At 51.9% G+C, this 13,812-nt stretch carries 14 protein-coding genes; 9 read left to right on the plus strand and 5 right to left on the minus strand.

The features are described from left to right. Positions 1-36: 36 nt before the first annotated feature. Genes CPter91_RS19535 through CPter91_RS25950 form a run of 6 tightly spaced genes read left to right on the plus strand, consistent with a single transcriptional unit; the run spans position 37 to position 3,966 of the window. Complete coding sequence (locus CPter91_RS19535) at positions 37-375, plus strand: hypothetical protein (protein ID WP_061943082.1); 339 nt, start codon at positions 37-39, stop codon at positions 373-375. Further along, positions 372-2,339 (plus strand): replication endonuclease, encoded by a 1,968-nt coding sequence (locus tag CPter91_RS19540; RefSeq protein ID WP_061943084.1) that lies wholly within the window; start codon positions 372-374, stop codon positions 2,337-2,339. Before CPter91_RS19535 ends, CPter91_RS19540 begins: the two co-directional genes overlap by 4 nt. Next, on the plus strand, positions 2,336-2,524 hold the full coding sequence (locus CPter91_RS19545; protein ID WP_061943086.1) for a hypothetical protein: 189 nt from the start codon (positions 2,336-2,338) through the stop codon (positions 2,522-2,524). Before CPter91_RS19540 ends, CPter91_RS19545 begins: the two co-directional genes overlap by 4 nt. After that, entirely contained in the window at positions 2,517-2,804 is a 288-nt protein-coding gene (locus CPter91_RS19550) for a hypothetical protein (RefSeq protein WP_061943089.1), read from the plus strand. The genes CPter91_RS19545 and CPter91_RS19550 overlap by 8 nt, the downstream gene beginning before the upstream one ends. Beyond that, positions 2,801-3,727 carry a DNA cytosine methyltransferase gene (locus tag CPter91_RS19555; RefSeq protein ID WP_082793039.1) on the plus strand — a complete coding sequence of 309 codons (927 nt, stop codon included), beginning with the start codon at positions 2,801-2,803 and terminating at the stop codon, positions 3,725-3,727. The genes CPter91_RS19550 and CPter91_RS19555 overlap by 4 nt, the downstream gene beginning before the upstream one ends. A 2-nt stretch (positions 3,728-3,729) precedes the next feature. Further along, positions 3,730-3,966: a helix-turn-helix transcriptional regulator gene (locus CPter91_RS25950; RefSeq protein WP_082793509.1), complete on the plus strand. Its 237-nt coding sequence runs from the start codon at positions 3,730-3,732 to the stop codon at positions 3,964-3,966. Positions 3,967-4,037: 71 nt separating this feature from the next. Here CPter91_RS25950 and CPter91_RS26665 read toward each other — a convergent pair whose 3' ends face one another. Beyond that, a complete protein-coding gene (locus CPter91_RS26665) occupies positions 4,038-4,661 on the minus strand; it encodes a hypothetical protein (protein ID WP_150119757.1) in 624 nt (207 codons plus the stop codon). 364 nt (positions 4,662-5,025) lie between these two features. Here CPter91_RS26665 and CPter91_RS19560 point away from each other — a divergent pair, with 364 nt between their 5' ends. Continuing rightward, positions 5,026-6,009: a site-specific integrase gene (locus tag CPter91_RS19560; RefSeq protein ID WP_061943093.1), complete on the plus strand. Its 984-nt coding sequence runs from the start codon at positions 5,026-5,028 to the stop codon at positions 6,007-6,009. Here the strand turns inward: CPter91_RS19560 and CPter91_RS26670 are convergent. Then, a complete protein-coding gene (locus CPter91_RS26670; protein ID WP_150119758.1) occupies positions 5,964-6,527 on the minus strand; it encodes a hypothetical protein in 564 nt (187 codons plus the stop codon). The two genes, CPter91_RS19560 and CPter91_RS26670, sit on opposite strands and share 46 nt — an antisense overlap. A 9-nt stretch (positions 6,528-6,536) precedes the next feature. Continuing rightward, positions 6,537-6,767, minus strand: a complete 231-nt coding sequence (locus CPter91_RS19565; protein ID WP_061943096.1) for a hypothetical protein — start codon at positions 6,765-6,767, stop codon at positions 6,537-6,539. A 1,007-nt stretch (positions 6,768-7,774) separates the two neighbouring features. Here CPter91_RS19565 and ltrA point away from each other — a divergent pair. Together ltrA and CPter91_RS26675 are read left to right on the plus strand one after the other, a co-directional pair. After that, positions 7,775-9,232, plus strand: coding sequence for a group II intron reverse transcriptase/maturase (ltrA, locus tag CPter91_RS19570; RefSeq protein ID WP_061942182.1), 1,458 nt, complete (start codon positions 7,775-7,777; stop codon positions 9,230-9,232). Between the two features lie 691 nt (positions 9,233-9,923). Beyond that, positions 9,924-10,913: a hypothetical protein gene (locus CPter91_RS26675; RefSeq protein WP_150119759.1), complete on the plus strand. Its 990-nt coding sequence runs from the start codon at positions 9,924-9,926 to the stop codon at positions 10,911-10,913. Positions 10,914-11,848: 935 nt separating this feature from the next. Here CPter91_RS26675 and CPter91_RS19585 read toward each other — a convergent pair. Both CPter91_RS19585 and CPter91_RS27600 read right to left on the minus strand, forming a co-directional pair. Next, the gene (locus tag CPter91_RS19585) at positions 11,849-12,058 is read right to left on the minus strand and encodes a DUF2116 family Zn-ribbon domain-containing protein (protein ID WP_061943021.1); all 210 of its coding nucleotides are present in this window, start codon (positions 12,056-12,058) and stop codon (positions 11,849-11,851) included. Continuing rightward, positions 12,055-13,791: a phage portal protein gene (locus tag CPter91_RS27600; RefSeq protein ID WP_082793511.1), complete on the minus strand. Its 1,737-nt coding sequence runs from the start codon at positions 13,789-13,791 to the stop codon at positions 12,055-12,057. Before CPter91_RS27600 ends, CPter91_RS19585 begins: the two co-directional genes overlap by 4 nt. Positions 13,792-13,812: the final 21 nt, after the last annotated feature.

The following is a 13,812-nucleotide window of genomic DNA, read 5'->3' on the forward strand; positions in this document are numbered from 1 at the left end:
CTGTTGCAAGCCATTGGCGTCATCGGGGGGTAAACCATGGCGATCCATTCCCAACAGGCCCAGCAGGACATTGCGCACATCCATCTCGAACACGCCTACATCATGCTGGCCGGTGACAAGGAAAGCTGGCGCGCATCGCTCTGGAACAATCTGACGCCACGTGTGCGAAAAATGATCGTGTGGATGGCCGGTCTGGATGGCAGCAAAGCCGAAGTGCCGTTTAAGTCGTTGACAGCACTGGAGCGGGGCAAGATCCATTGCACAACCCGCCGACTGATGAAAGATTTACCTATCATCCTGCGTTGCGCTCAAGGCGGCGAAATGTCTCACCAGTTCGCCGAAGCCGGCCACGCATCGGACGGTATTGCCGCATGAGCTACCGCTTCTATTCCAGCGACGCCATCACCAGCCTGCCGAAGCGCATGGGCCGCGTCCTGCGCGATCTGTTCGCCCGCGATGGCATGGACAAGCACGAACACAAGATCGACGTCATCGATGAGATCTGGTCGGCCGATCACTACCTGCTGCCGCTTGATGCGCCTGATGAGGCGCTATATCGCGCAGCCGACAGCGCCGCCCGCGAGTGCTATCAGTTCTGTGCCGACCTGCAATCCCTGGATGCGATCCTCTCCGCCATTCGCGATCTCTGTGCGCGCCTGACTGTGGCACCGCCGGCAGGCGAAGAAGAGAACGAGATCATCCGCCGGGCCTTGGACAAAGCCTGGTGGTTGCGCGGCATTCGCAAGGCGCATGCGCGCCGCTGCGAACATATGGCGATCCGCCTAGGGTTCACCAGCTTCAAGACCGGCCCCTATGTCAGCAACGAAACCGCCTATCGCCAACAGCGTCGCAATAAGCAGAACGCCAAGCTGCTAGCTTCTATCGAGTTGCAAAACGAAAACGGCCAGGTCTACAGCCTGGACGCCCTGGCAGCACTCGGCATCGCCAACAAATCCAATCGGCGCGGCGAACTAATGACCCGCATTCGCGGCTTTGAGGAAATCGCTTTCGACCTGGGCCATGTCGGCTTGTTTGCCACGATCACGGCGCCAAGCAAGTATCACGCGGTACTGAGCAAGAGCGGCGAATCGAATCCCAAATATATCGAGTTCGGCGAACCCACGCCACGCGATGCCCAGCTATACCTATGCGACGTGTGGAAGCGCATCCGCTCCAAGCTGCACCGCGACGGCATCCATGCCTACGGTTTCCGCATTGCTGAACCGCATCACGACGGTTGCCCACACTGGCACATGCTGATGTTTATACCGCCTGAGCACCAAGAGCGTTACGAGGCGATCATCACCGCTTACGCGCTGATCGAAGACGGCGACGAACGCGGCGCCGACAAGAACCGGGTCAAGCTGGTCCGCATTGAAGCCGGCAAGGGTACTGCCGCTGGCTACATCGCTAAATATATCGCCAAGAACATCGACGGCGAACACGTCGGCGAACACCACATGCGGGAAGACGGCCGCACCTACATTGTCACCGACGACCTGGCCGGCGACGAAATGCTGACACCGAGCCAGCGCGTGTGCTATTGGGCGCAGACCTGGGGCATTCGCCAGTTTCAGCAGGTCGGCGGTGCGCCTATCGGTCCTTGGCGCGAATTGCGGCGCGTCAAGAGCGAAAGCATTATCAACGCACCAGAAGCGGTTAAATCGGCCTGGCAGGCTGCCCAGACCATCAAGGCCACGGAAACCAACATTGTCGACGGCAAGCGCGTGGAGACCGTCAAGACGATCAAGCAAGCCTCCTACAGCGATTACCTGCGGGCGCAAGGCGGCCCCCTGGTCGGTCGTAAGGGTCTGGTCAAGATCGCCACGCGCAGCACCGTGGTCGAAGGCAAGTACGCGACCTATGAGACGGAAAAGCCGTGCGGGATTTATCACGCATGGAATCCCCGCGCAGTCTATGAATCGGTCCGTTATCAGTGGACGGTCGTCGGCGCCGCCAAGGCTGTGGCTTTTGACTTTCCTTGGACTGGTGTAAATAACTGTACGAAAAAATCAAAAAAGAAAATTTCCACTTCGGTTCTATCGCCGGAAGAAATAGCAGCAACAGCAGTTCGGCTTGCTGCTTTCATCGAAAAAAAACCGCAGCCGACGTACCAGCCTACCGACTGGTCGGCGATTGATAAAAAATCGAAAGACCTAGAACGGGAAACCGACAAATTTGCCACCGCGATGAATGCGCGGTGTGAAGAGACGCGCGGGCAGGAAGTGGCCGCGTATGAAAAAAACGACATGGCGGCACGCAAGCGCCTTGTCACGACCTGGGCAGCCCTCGGCGCCTGCCCCTATCCACGAATTTTTATTACTGAAAGCGACCTATGAAAACCATGATGTACGTGTGCCTCAATTCGCTTATCGCATTCGCCCTAGTGGGCATCTCCGAGATCATCGAGCCGACATTGATACTCCGCAAGATCCGCTACCACGGCGTGTTGGCATTCCTCATAGCTCTGCTCATTCTCGCCGCTCTGCTGGTCGGCCTGCTCCTGGGGGCTTTTCATGAATAAGGCTACCCAACCTATCACCGTCAAAGTGCGCGACCGCGTGACGTTTGACACCGACGAAGGCATCCAGGCCGGCTACGTCAACGACCTGCGGCGAGATGTCGGCAATGGTGAGCTGCATGCCTGGGTCGAACTCGATCATCAGTGGCCGGGCATGTTCCGAGCTGTTCCAGTCTCCGACATCCTGACTTCCGATCATATCGGGCCACCTTCAGCAATTCACTTCTGCGTCAACTGGGCAACACGCGTGCTCGTCACCGATGAACCAGCGATGTGCGGATGAGAGCCTACTACAACGAGTATGACAAAGGTGCAGCCCAATGGCTGCGCAATTTAATCGCCGCCGGACACATTGCTGCCGGTGACGTAGATGAAAGAGATATAAGAGATGTTCGACCAAACGACATTCACGGATACACGCAATGCCACTTCTTCGCCGGCGTCGGCGTATGGTCCTATGCACTTCGACGCGCTGGATGGTCTGACGATCGACCTGTTTGGACCGGTTCCTGTCCGTGCCAACCTTTCAGCACGGCAGGCAAAGGAACTGGATTTGATGACGAGCGCCACCTTTGGCCTGCCTTTTACCATCTCATCAGCGAGCACAAAAACTGGTGTAAGCGACAGAAGCGACCAGCTCCAACAATTTTTGGAGAGCAGGTTGCGAGCAAACACGCAGATGCTTGGATCGACCTTGTACAAGCTGACTTGGAAGCGCTGGGTTACCCCTTCGGGGCGATCCCGTTTCCGTCTGCGGGCGTCGGCGCTCCCCACATCCGCGACCGCATTTACTGGGTGGGTAACTCCGACGGTGCGGGACCACAAAGACACGCCTGGAATGGTGGCTCAACGCGATGGAAAGGATCGAGTAGATCAATTACCACGACAAGCCTATCTGGCCGGATGGCCAACGTGTACGACCAGCGACACCACAGGCGCAGAGAGTTTGGAGGCGAAGGTAGCGAGAGGTGCGGGAGGATTCATGCTGCGGGATATGGCAATGATGTTGGGCTCCCCGGCCCGACTAACGGCTTCTGGAGAGCTGCTGACTGGCTCGGATGTCGGGACGAAAAATTCCGGCCAGTTGAACCCGGCACATTCCCGCTGGCTCATGGGGCTACCGCCCGAGTGGGACGACTGCGCGCCTACGGCAACGCGATCAACGCGGAAGCCGCCACAGCCTTCATTGAAACGGTAATGGGATGACTATGAAAGCAACTTTATTTCTTGGAATGAAATACGAACGGCTGATACTTACCTTGCAAGAAGTATGTGAAGAGATCGGCATAGTAACGGGTACGGCCCACAATATGCTATCAGCTGGAACGTTTCCAATTCCAACACGAAAAGAAGGCAGAAACCGAGTGGCGGATGTCAGAGATGTGGGGGCCTACTTGGATAAAAGGCGGGAGGAAGCAAAGACCGCGCATGCTTCATGCATCTAACATCACACGTTAATAGACGCCTTTCGGCGTCTTTTTTTTGTCGCATTAAAACAGAGGCAGAGGCAGGCCTATCAATCGTAAAACGAGGCCGGTTTTCGAAGGCAATCTTCATCAGCTGCGTTGAATTGTTCATGCATCGCGTAACTGCTTAAATCACCATCCATGAGCATTTCAAAACAATATTCCGTTCGATGTCGCGTTGTCGGATCAATGACATCATCGTAGTCAACCCATCCCCACACATAGACAAATCTCAATCGCCGAGCGACAAGAGAGAGTATCGGGTTAGGAATATCAACATGTCGCGAGTGGACTGTGCCACCAGGTCCAATGTGTGCCGCGGCTGGCGGCAAATGCGATTCAGGAAAAGCAAAATCCTGCGGTAATTTCTCATCGAACACATCCCAATGTATGTTCATACGAAGATTTTTGGTTGGGGTCTGCCCCGCATTTTCCAGTAACACCGTGATACGGCAATTGTTGTCGAGGCCGATATCCGGCGCATTCACAGGTTGCTGGTTGACTTCACAAGCCCAAACGTAGGCTCGTAACTCTCGATGTGACACATTTCGAGCATCTTGAACCAAGCTGCCCGTCGCGCTCCAGAGCTTATATGTAGCGTAGGCCAGACCCGTCGTTACGATCGCAAGAAAGAGAGTTGAATATGCGGTGACTGCTTCAGTGATATTGAACATGGACCCTCGCGTAGGAACAAGAACGTATTCTTCGCGGAGTGTCGCATTTTTTCCCCATGTGGGGTATCTACTATCCTCGGGCTTTTGGCTCCTAATGTATTAATTTCTTAGATGAGAAAATAAAACAGACTGGACAAAAACTGGACAAATTAGCTAAAACCCACGGCACTTCCTCTATGAGGACATACTTAATTCGGTCCAGTCCATCATGGGCGCAACAGATATACGCCTCTTCATGTAATTACTTGATTTCATTGAGATAAACGACTATTTTTGCGGCTATTTAGTGATGCAGTTTATGCGCTATTTTGTTCAATTTTGTGGTATTTTGCTATCTCACTGCATCAAATTTGCATCAAGGAATATGGCAACTATTACAAAACGAGGCGCATCTTGGTTCGCTCAAATCCGGCGAAAAGGCCACAAGTCTATCAGCAAGTCGTTCCCGACCAAAGGAATGGCCCAAGAATGGACTCGCAAAATCGAGCGCGAGATTGACACCTTAGATTTCCAGGACGGGCGCAGCCTCTCCGGCGTCGCCCTGTCTGAATTAATTGAACGCTACTCCAAAGAAATGCAGGTTGCAAAGCCCTTCGGACGCAATAAATTTGACGTCCTGACCCGACTCAAAAAAAATATAGGTGCCTTGACTATCCCTGAGATCACATCAGAAAAACTCATGGAGTACATAAAAACCAGGCAGCAGGTCAAGCCAGAGGGAACGAAGGGCGCCGGCGGCGTTACGATCAGCGTCGAACTAACCTATCTCGGTAGCGTATTCAAGGCAGCCAAGCAGCTTTGGAAGATGCCGATCGACTTGGACATTATTTCCGAAACTCGGGCCAACCTGAAGTACATGGGCCTTCGGACCAAATCCACTGAGCGAGACCGGCGACCAACAGAACTTGAAATCAAACAGATTTGCGAATGGTTTCTTGCCAAAGGCTCTAGACAGAAAGTCCCAATGCCGGATTTGATTCATTTCGCGATTGCGACAGCTATGCGGGCGGGGGAAATCATCAACTTGAAGTGGGACGACCTTAACGAGACCGACAGGACAATTATTATTAGAGACCGCAAACATCCGCAGGAGAAAAAGGGGAATGATCAAGAAGTGCCTTTACTTGCCGACGCTTTCACAATTGCGATGCGTCAACCTCGCACAAGTGACCCGCGCATTTTTCCAGTAACAGACGGCACTATCAGCAGCCTTTTCCCTCGTGCTTGTAATGCGCTCAAAATCATTGACTTGAGATTCCATGATCTGAGACACGAAGGAGTATCGCGCCTTTTCGAGCAAGGCTACATGCGTCGAAACGCACTCCGTCCCATTAATAGCTCTTTCTGATCTGATTTCCGAACCGTATAGCCGAATACAGATCTAGCCACACTAGCGCGATAATATGTAATTTTCCCCTGTCCCGCCCGTCCATTGCTACCAGCTGACGATTTGGCTCCCTCACCCTCGCGGAACCAAAACGCGTTCCAATTCTCGCCCGCACCATCAACATTATGGTCAATGTAGGTGCCTTGCAACCCAGTTGTTCCAAAATCCTCGATAACGATGACTCGCTTGTCGACGTTTTGCAAAGCACTTCCACCCGAGGCCTCAAGCCTTGCCATGTACTCTTTGGTTACCAAATCGTGCAAATAGGCAGCGTCATATCCTTCAGCATCTAGAACCTGGATGTTCACTTTGACACTACTTGTGTTGTCAGGGGCTCTTGCATCAAGAGTGTTCTGCAACGCCTCTCTTATCAATATCTCAAGACTTGACCTTTCTTCCTGCGCAAAATTGTCTTCGGAAAGATCTCGTCCTTGAACGCCAAATGCTGATGTCGGTGGGAATTTCCATTTAGCAGTCATGTAACCGTCCTATAAAGAAAAAATGGAGTCGTCTTCTCCATCGTCACCACGAAACCGAGCCTTCAGCACATCGACCTCACGCTGGAGTGCGCGAACGATTTTTTTTGCATCAGTATCCGTATAGATATATGCACGCTTATTAGCCAGATTTCCTATGAGTCGCAAGTCCTTAATTGTCCTCGTTACCCGCTTATTGGCTAGCTCAACGAACTTGTCGCGAGCGTCACGTTTTCTTTCCATGTAACCTCCAATTAGCAAACCTCCTCTTCGTAAACGAACAAGAGCGCGGTTGTATATCAAAAATATACCGTATACACAGCACAAAAACATACAACATTTTTCATATATATTCGATATAAACTCAATTTATGCAGTCATATACGGGATTATTCTGCCTGCAAAATAGCTATATTTCTTGTATACAGTTCCTTGTTGCAAGATTTGATGTATTTCGCAATTTCGCGTCCGTAACGTATCGTTTGCTTTGGTCTACGCAAACTTGAGTCTTTTTCTGCCCTTGGTCCAGTCGCAAGGGTTCACACCAAAAATGCGTCATTTTGCGTCAATTCGTTGCGGCCAATTTCCCTACGCACCCCGCGCAGCTTGGGGGCTCAGCGCTTTTGCGAAATGCGTTAAAAGCAGTGCATTTAGCGAAGCCCGCAGGCGTGGGGGGACTAGTGCGACATGGTGCTGATGAGGTAATTGCTTTGCCCACTGAACATCGTGGTGACAAAGCCCGTTGTGCCGTCAACGGTAGCCTACTGACCCAGGCGAGATGGGTAACTGTCTGGTCTGAAGCGGTCAGGACAATGCATGGAGGGCTGCAAGCGCAAATGCGGCTCTCACGCTAGGCTTGGTGGTATTGGTTAACATAAGTGAATTGCTGATAAACGTCGTCACCACGAACCAGCCAAAAGCGCTGACAGGCTGGAGCCAAAAGGCACGTAGCTGGCTATCCCTCTTAGTCCTCGGGATACACGGACATCATAGCTACCGGCGGAGAGGCAGAACCTAACCCACTGTGTTATCTCATCGGAACATGGTAAGCCCGTATCGCTGCCTTCTGGGCAGGCGACCCGCAAGGGAAGCTGTTGGCGGTGCGGGTAGAGGAAGACGGAGAAAGCGAATGCTTTGCTGTAATGACAGAGATAGGGGTTGCAACATCATCCCATGCGAAAGCAGGCCCACTTCCGTCCGGTCTCTCATCACGAGAGAATTTGTAGAACTTTTGAAGGCAGGAATCGCAAATGACCATCACTTATCCGATGGGTGCACCAGCCCGCAACTCTGAGCATTGGAACCAGATCGACTGGCACCAGTGTCGCCGAGAAGTGAGAAAGCTGCAAGTGCGTATCGTGAAGGCAGTACAGGAAGGCCGCTGGCACAAGGTGAAATCCTTGCAATGGCTGCTAACCCACTCGTTCAGTGCGAAAGCACTGGCAGTTAAACGGGTGACCGAAAATCAAGGTAAGCGTACAGCGGGGGTCGATAAGGCAACATGGTTGACTCCCAATGCCAAATGGAGCGGCATATTGTCGCTCAGCAGATGCGGGTATCGGGCTCTACCGTTGCGACGGGTGTACATCCCCAAAAGTAATGGCAAGCTGCGGCCGCTGGGTATTCCGACGATGCGTGACAGGGCCATGCAGGCGCTTTACCTGCAAGCTCTCGAACCTGTTTCGGAGACCACGGCGGACCCGCATTCCTATGGATTTCGGCCAAAACGCTCAACAGCAGATGCGATAGAACAGTGCTTCAGATCGCTGTCGCAGAAATTCTCTGCTCGGTGGGTGTTGGAAGCCGATATTCAAGGATGCTTCGACAATTTTAGCCATGACTGGTTACTCGCCAATATCCCAACGGATAAAGCGATACTGGCAACGTGGTTAAAAGCCGGCTTCATGGAAAGCCACATCCTCTCTCCAACTATGGCGGGCACACCACAAGGGGGTATTATTTCTCCGACAGTGGCAACCATGGCACTCGATGGCTTGCAAGCACGTTTAAGTCAACAGCTCGCAAACACCGAAGGGAAGCGCAATCGACTCCATATGAACTTCGTTCGATACGCCGACGATTTTATTGTGACAGGCCACTCGAAAGAGTTCCTGGAACAAGAAGTCAAACCGTGCATCGAAGCGTTTCTGGCGGAACGGGGTCTCACCCTCTCTGCTGAGAAAACGCGGGTCACTGCAATTGAGGAGGGATTCGATTTCTTGGGCGTGAATCTTCGTCGCTTCGGCGACAAGCTGCTCACGCGGCCTGCACAGAAAAGCATTCAGTCTCTGTGCAGCAAGCTCAGGAAAATCGTTAAAGATAATCTGACGGCAAAACAATATAGCCTGATACAGCAACTCAACCCGGTCATCCGTGGTTGGACGCAATATCATCGACATGGTGTTGCCAAGAAAATCTTTACGGATGTGGATACGTATCTATGGCAGTTACTGTGGCGCTGGGCTACTCGACGTCATCCCCACAAAAGGGCAAGATGGATTAAAGATAAATACTTCAAGTGCATAGCACATCGCCACTGGGTATTTGCTACTACCGAAAATACAGGTTCAACGGAACTGGTTGCGCTGGTCAAGGCCCGCGACACGAAAATCCGGCGACACCTCAAAATTCGATGTGCCGCTAATCCATTTGATCCGGAGTGGAATGATTACTTCGAGCGGCGCAAAGACCGACGATTCCGGGACTAGCCGGTTGACGAAAGAAGACTTCGAGAGGCTTGAGCGGAGTGCGGTGAAAGTCGCACGCTCCGTTCTTAGGGGACGGCGGCGTAGCAATGCGCTGCTGTTACCCGACCGTTTTAAAGGCCGCTGCCGGCGTCTTTTTCATGACAAGACGGCATGTTAGAACATTAAAAAAGCGGCACAAGGCGGCTCAGATCGATGCAGGCGCCGCCGTTACGACGTGGCGGCGGGGCAGGTATACCGTTAGCGTCCGGCGCACCTGAGCGCGGCCTGATTCTTCTGGCAGTCGTCCCGACAATCCGTATTGCAGACCACCGCAGACTGCGCAAAAACGGCTAGGTCTGAGGGCCCGGACATGGATCCGTTTTCGCTCAAACTTCGCCTACGGTTGAGACATCCAATGCGGCGACAATCTATTCCCCGAGTTCACGGCGTGGAATGTAGCTAGAAGTCCGTGTCAATCCTCGCTATTTCTATTTACTGTCGCAAATTCGCAGCAATCCATTTTCGTACGTGCAGTTATCGTAGCGACATTTTTTCATCTGAATTCCGAGTATAAACGCATTTCCATATGCCAATATTTTCTATAAGAAACAATGGCATTTCGGCTATCCTACTGGAAGTAGACTGACCATTCTGTATATTCTGGATTGCATTTACAAATTTCTCTTACACACACTCCCCAAAAAGGATCCCTATGCTGCAATTTCTATGTCGGACTGAAGCGCTTATTACCGCATTAGTACTCTCAGTATCTCTGGTAGGCACCGCACATGCCAAAGTAAGCACCGAAGGAACTGACTTTTCACACTCCACTCAATCGGCATTTCACGCAAATTACGCCATTCGTCCTGGCCAGTCAAAACAAGATGTCGCCGCTATCATCCATTCTAATTTTGCAGCTGTCATTGAAGAAAATTTTGCGCGGGGGAGCAGCGCCCACATACAAAAATTGATCGACAACTTAAGTGAACGGGAACTGCAGGATTTAGCGTCTGCCTATACCAAAGCGCTAGGTGGACAGCACGCAAACGTACTGGATAGCTTGGCACAGAAATTAGATGGGAAACGATTGGCACGCGTAGCCGGCGCATTCGGCTATGTACCAGTTTCAATCGCGGTAAGCACGCATGCATCTTCAGACGTTCAAGTAGCCTTTGAAGAAAAAGCGAAGCGCAGTGCCGCTACTCCCGGCGGAGGAAAGGCCACGATATTTGCTTCGCCAACCATCGACATGACTATTTACGAAATATATCTAGAATATCGCACTGCACCAATTGGTAGCTTGGGACCTTCTGCCGCTATAGCAGAAACATCAATTTTTTCAGGTGCTCATTTGTGGGCAGCGTGGCAAGCTGGTACTTATATCGGTACAGGTATCAACGCACTCATCAATACTTATGACCCCCAATTAGGCGATGCTATAGGTGGTACGATTTACGGAATGGTTGAGAATATTTACTCCGCTGGGAATAGTATTCAACAAGGACATTATGAGCAAGGTTTGGACAATCTTCTGGGCGGAAGTATAGGCGCGCGAGGCGAGGCCACTGGGAATTACAGCGGCGACTATGGCGTTTCTGGTGCCTACAACGAAATGATGCACAATAACCATATTTGCGGTGATTTCAAATTTCAGACCGCTGGCAGCATTCATACAAATGCCAATTGCGATCCAAATCCATGAGTGCAAGTACGTATTTGTGCCAATTGTCTTAGTTGCCAAAACTGATAGATTGCTTTAATTAAATTCAGTTAGCACTAAAAATAAAATTAAAACTATCTCCCCTGATAGTTTTAATTTTTCGACGAAGATCGGTCCATTTCTAAGTGTCAAACGTGCGCGCGAGGACTTTCTAGTGTATTACGCCATATTCAAATTCATCAGATCGCGAAGTCTTGATGTCTTTGGTTCAATCTGCTTCATTATTTTGTTTTTATTCTCAGTGAAAAATTATGAAGCCCGTTTCGCTTATCTTTCGCTAGCATGTATATCTTCTTTCATAGATACGTTGCTTGGCCCAAAAATATCTTTGAAAATGACTCTTCCACAAATTTTCCAAAGGTTTCGAGATGGGACGATACGGCGCAGTACCAACATTCAGCGTGTTTTTCAATTACTGATGATTGTTTTTTTTGCGCTTTTTTTGCATTCCGTTTTTGCTGCATAGAATAAACGCACAGTAGATTCACATTGAACATTCCAGTAGCTCTGCGGCAACACATTAATGCCTCCTTCTAAAACACTTTCAGCATGCAAGGATCGACGTATGCAATACGAAATATTTAAATTTATAAAGTCGCGGAGTTTCGATATTTTTGGTTTTCTAGTTGCAGTGATCTTGCTGGTCTCGGCCATGAAAGACCACTCTACAAGTAAGATATTTGTCGGCCTGGCTAGTACGTCAGCATTTATCTCGATTTTACTTGGGCCGAAGATTTCCCTGAAACTCCCGATTCCTCAAATTTACAAACAAATTCGAGAAGAGAAAACGCAGTTTCGTAGTCTTACCAGGCGTATTTTTCAATATCTCACAATTGGATTTTTTCTGCTCTTTCTTTATTCTATTGCCACCTCATAGTTCTGACAGCATGGGACGCGGTCGAGAGCATATAATACCGTTAGCGTCCAGCGCGCCTGAGCGCTTCCTGTTCCTTCTGGTAGTCGTCCCGGCAATCCGTATTGCAGAACAGCGCCCCATGGGCGACATCATCATCACAGTAATGGCAATGCCCGTCCGCCTCCAGCTTGGGCGTGCGGCGCGCATGCGCCATGGCTGCTTCGATATCCTTTGCGATACGCCACTCGGCGCGGTCTGCTACGTCGCTCATGCTGCCTTCCCTTCCATGTTCTCTAATGTGTAGTCGTTAAATTTCACTATCTCTTCTCCCAGCCATTCGTTAATCATTAAAAAATGCGATTGCAGCGGCACTAGCTCGTTACGGGCGAACACCTTGGCCGCTGGCTCGACGGCGCCGAAACCACCGGCATTGCTCGGCATGATCCCCATCAACTGCGGCGGCACGCGGTGCGCCGCCAGCAGGTCGTCGCGGGTTACGCCCTTGATGTTGAAAAATTCGTCCTTGGCCGCGACCTCGGACACCGGCAGGATCTGGATGCCGTCCTTTTTACCGCCGGGCGCGTACATGAAGACGTTGCGGAAATTGCCCGGCCCCTTGCTGTCTTTCAGTGCATTGCGCAACTTGTCCACGTCCTTGATGTCCTGGGCGGCGTCGGTCATGTACAGGATGAAGCCGGCGTGAGAGCCGTTCTTGTAGTACTTGCGCCGGAACAGCGTGGCCGATTCGTTGAGCCAGGCTGACTGCAAAGCGGACAGGTACTGCGGCAGGCCGTAGACCTCCTGGTTCACATCTGGGTCCATCAGGTGGAAGACCGCGCCCTTGGCAAACTCATGTTCCTGCTGCCAGCCGGACACGAAAAAATAGTTATCCAAGTCCGTGCCGCGTCGCATGTACTTGGCAAGGGAATGCTTCAACTGGAGGATCTGCCCGGTGCGGCTGGCGCGCTTCTCCAGGTAAGCATTGCCGAAGGTCAGGAAATCCAGCGTGAACCGTTTAAACGCATCCCGCGACAGGCATTTGTGCGGCACAAAGGTCGACGTCAAAATGTTGGCCTTGAAGTGGATGGCACTGGAGTGGTGGACGCTGGAATTAAACGACTTCGCCAGGCCCTGCCAACTGACTGGCGGCTCGTACCAGCGGCCATTGAGCCAGCATTCCAGGCTTTCCATGATGTCGGCATGGTCCAACACCGGCGTCGGGTCTTGGCCGGTAAAGCCGTTCATCAGCTTGGCGTGGGTGACATCGATCTTGTACTGGTCGGCCTTGGATCGGCCCTTGTTGAACAGCTCGCCGGTCCAGAACGGATACGCCTGGTGCGTGGTCGATGATGGCGTCGAAAAATAGGTCTTGCGCCATTTCTCATGCAGCGCCATACCGGACGCCACCTTGTTCAACTCCTGGAAATTGTGGGTCCAGAAGAATTCGTCAAAGTAGAAATTGCCGTGATAGCCCTGGGCGGTGCGCGAATTGGTCCCCAAGAAATACAGATGGGCGCCATTCGGCAAAATGATCGGGTCGCCGGACAGGCTGATGCCGGCGGCATCCTGGGCGAACTGGACGATGTATTGTTTAAAAACGTGTGCCTGCGCTTTCGACGCCGACAGGAAGATCTGATTACGGCCGGTTTCCATGGCGTCAGCCAGCGCCTCGCGGGCGAAGTACCACGTCGCGCCGATCTGGCGCGATTTCAGGATCATGCGCGTGCGCTCGTGACCGTTGCGATACCAGACCTTCTGGTAATCAAACAGCGAATCGCGGAACGCCTCCAGTAGCTGGTCTTTCTGCTCAGGGCTGAAATCGTTGCGCGTCGGCTTCTTCTTCGGGCCGGCATTTCTCTTGTCCAGGTTCGGATTGAGGTCCGCCTCATTGCCGCCGCCGTCATAGCGGCGCTTGCGCGACATCTGCACCAGGGAGCGCGTCAGTAAGTCGATTTCCTTGAAATCGCTGCCGCTTTTTACTTCCTTGTCGATCAGCTGCACCATGCGCGCTTCGATCTGCCCCTC

This window comes from Collimonas pratensis (genome assembly GCF_001584185.1).
GTDB lineage: Bacteria > Pseudomonadota > Gammaproteobacteria > Burkholderiales > Burkholderiaceae_D > Collimonas > Collimonas pratensis.

Coding starts and splice junctions, on each gene's coding strand:
- CPter91_RS19535 (WP_061943082.1), top strand. CDS start 37: ATGGCGATCCATTCCCAACAGGCCCAGCAGGACATTGCGCACATCCAT.
- CPter91_RS19540 (WP_061943084.1), top strand. CDS start 372: ATGAGCTACCGCTTCTATTCCAGCGACGCCATCACCAGCCTGCCGAAG.
- CPter91_RS19545 (WP_061943086.1), top strand. CDS start 2,336: ATGAAAACCATGATGTACGTGTGCCTCAATTCGCTTATCGCATTCGCC.
- CPter91_RS19550 (WP_061943089.1), top strand. CDS start 2,517: ATGAATAAGGCTACCCAACCTATCACCGTCAAAGTGCGCGACCGCGTG.
- CPter91_RS19555 (WP_082793039.1), top strand. CDS start 2,801: ATGAGAGCCTACTACAACGAGTATGACAAAGGTGCAGCCCAATGGCTG.
- CPter91_RS25950 (WP_082793509.1), top strand. CDS start 3,730: ATGAAAGCAACTTTATTTCTTGGAATGAAATACGAACGGCTGATACTT.
- CPter91_RS26665 (WP_150119757.1), bottom strand. CDS start 4,661: ATGTTCAATATCACTGAAGCAGTCACCGCATATTCAACTCTCTTTCTT.
- CPter91_RS19560 (WP_061943093.1), top strand. CDS start 5,026: ATGGCAACTATTACAAAACGAGGCGCATCTTGGTTCGCTCAAATCCGG.
- CPter91_RS26670 (WP_150119758.1), bottom strand. CDS start 6,527: ATGACTGCTAAATGGAAATTCCCACCGACATCAGCATTTGGCGTTCAA.
- CPter91_RS19565 (WP_061943096.1), bottom strand. CDS start 6,767: ATGGAAAGAAAACGTGACGCTCGCGACAAGTTCGTTGAGCTAGCCAAT.
- ltrA (WP_061942182.1), top strand. CDS start 7,775: ATGACCATCACTTATCCGATGGGTGCACCAGCCCGCAACTCTGAGCAT.
- CPter91_RS26675 (WP_150119759.1), top strand. CDS start 9,924: ATGCTGCAATTTCTATGTCGGACTGAAGCGCTTATTACCGCATTAGTA.
- CPter91_RS19585 (WP_061943021.1), bottom strand. CDS start 12,058: ATGAGCGACGTAGCAGACCGCGCCGAGTGGCGTATCGCAAAGGATATC.
- CPter91_RS27600 (WP_082793511.1), bottom strand. CDS start 13,791: ATGGTGCAGCTGATCGACAAGGAAGTAAAAAGCGGCAGCGATTTCAAG.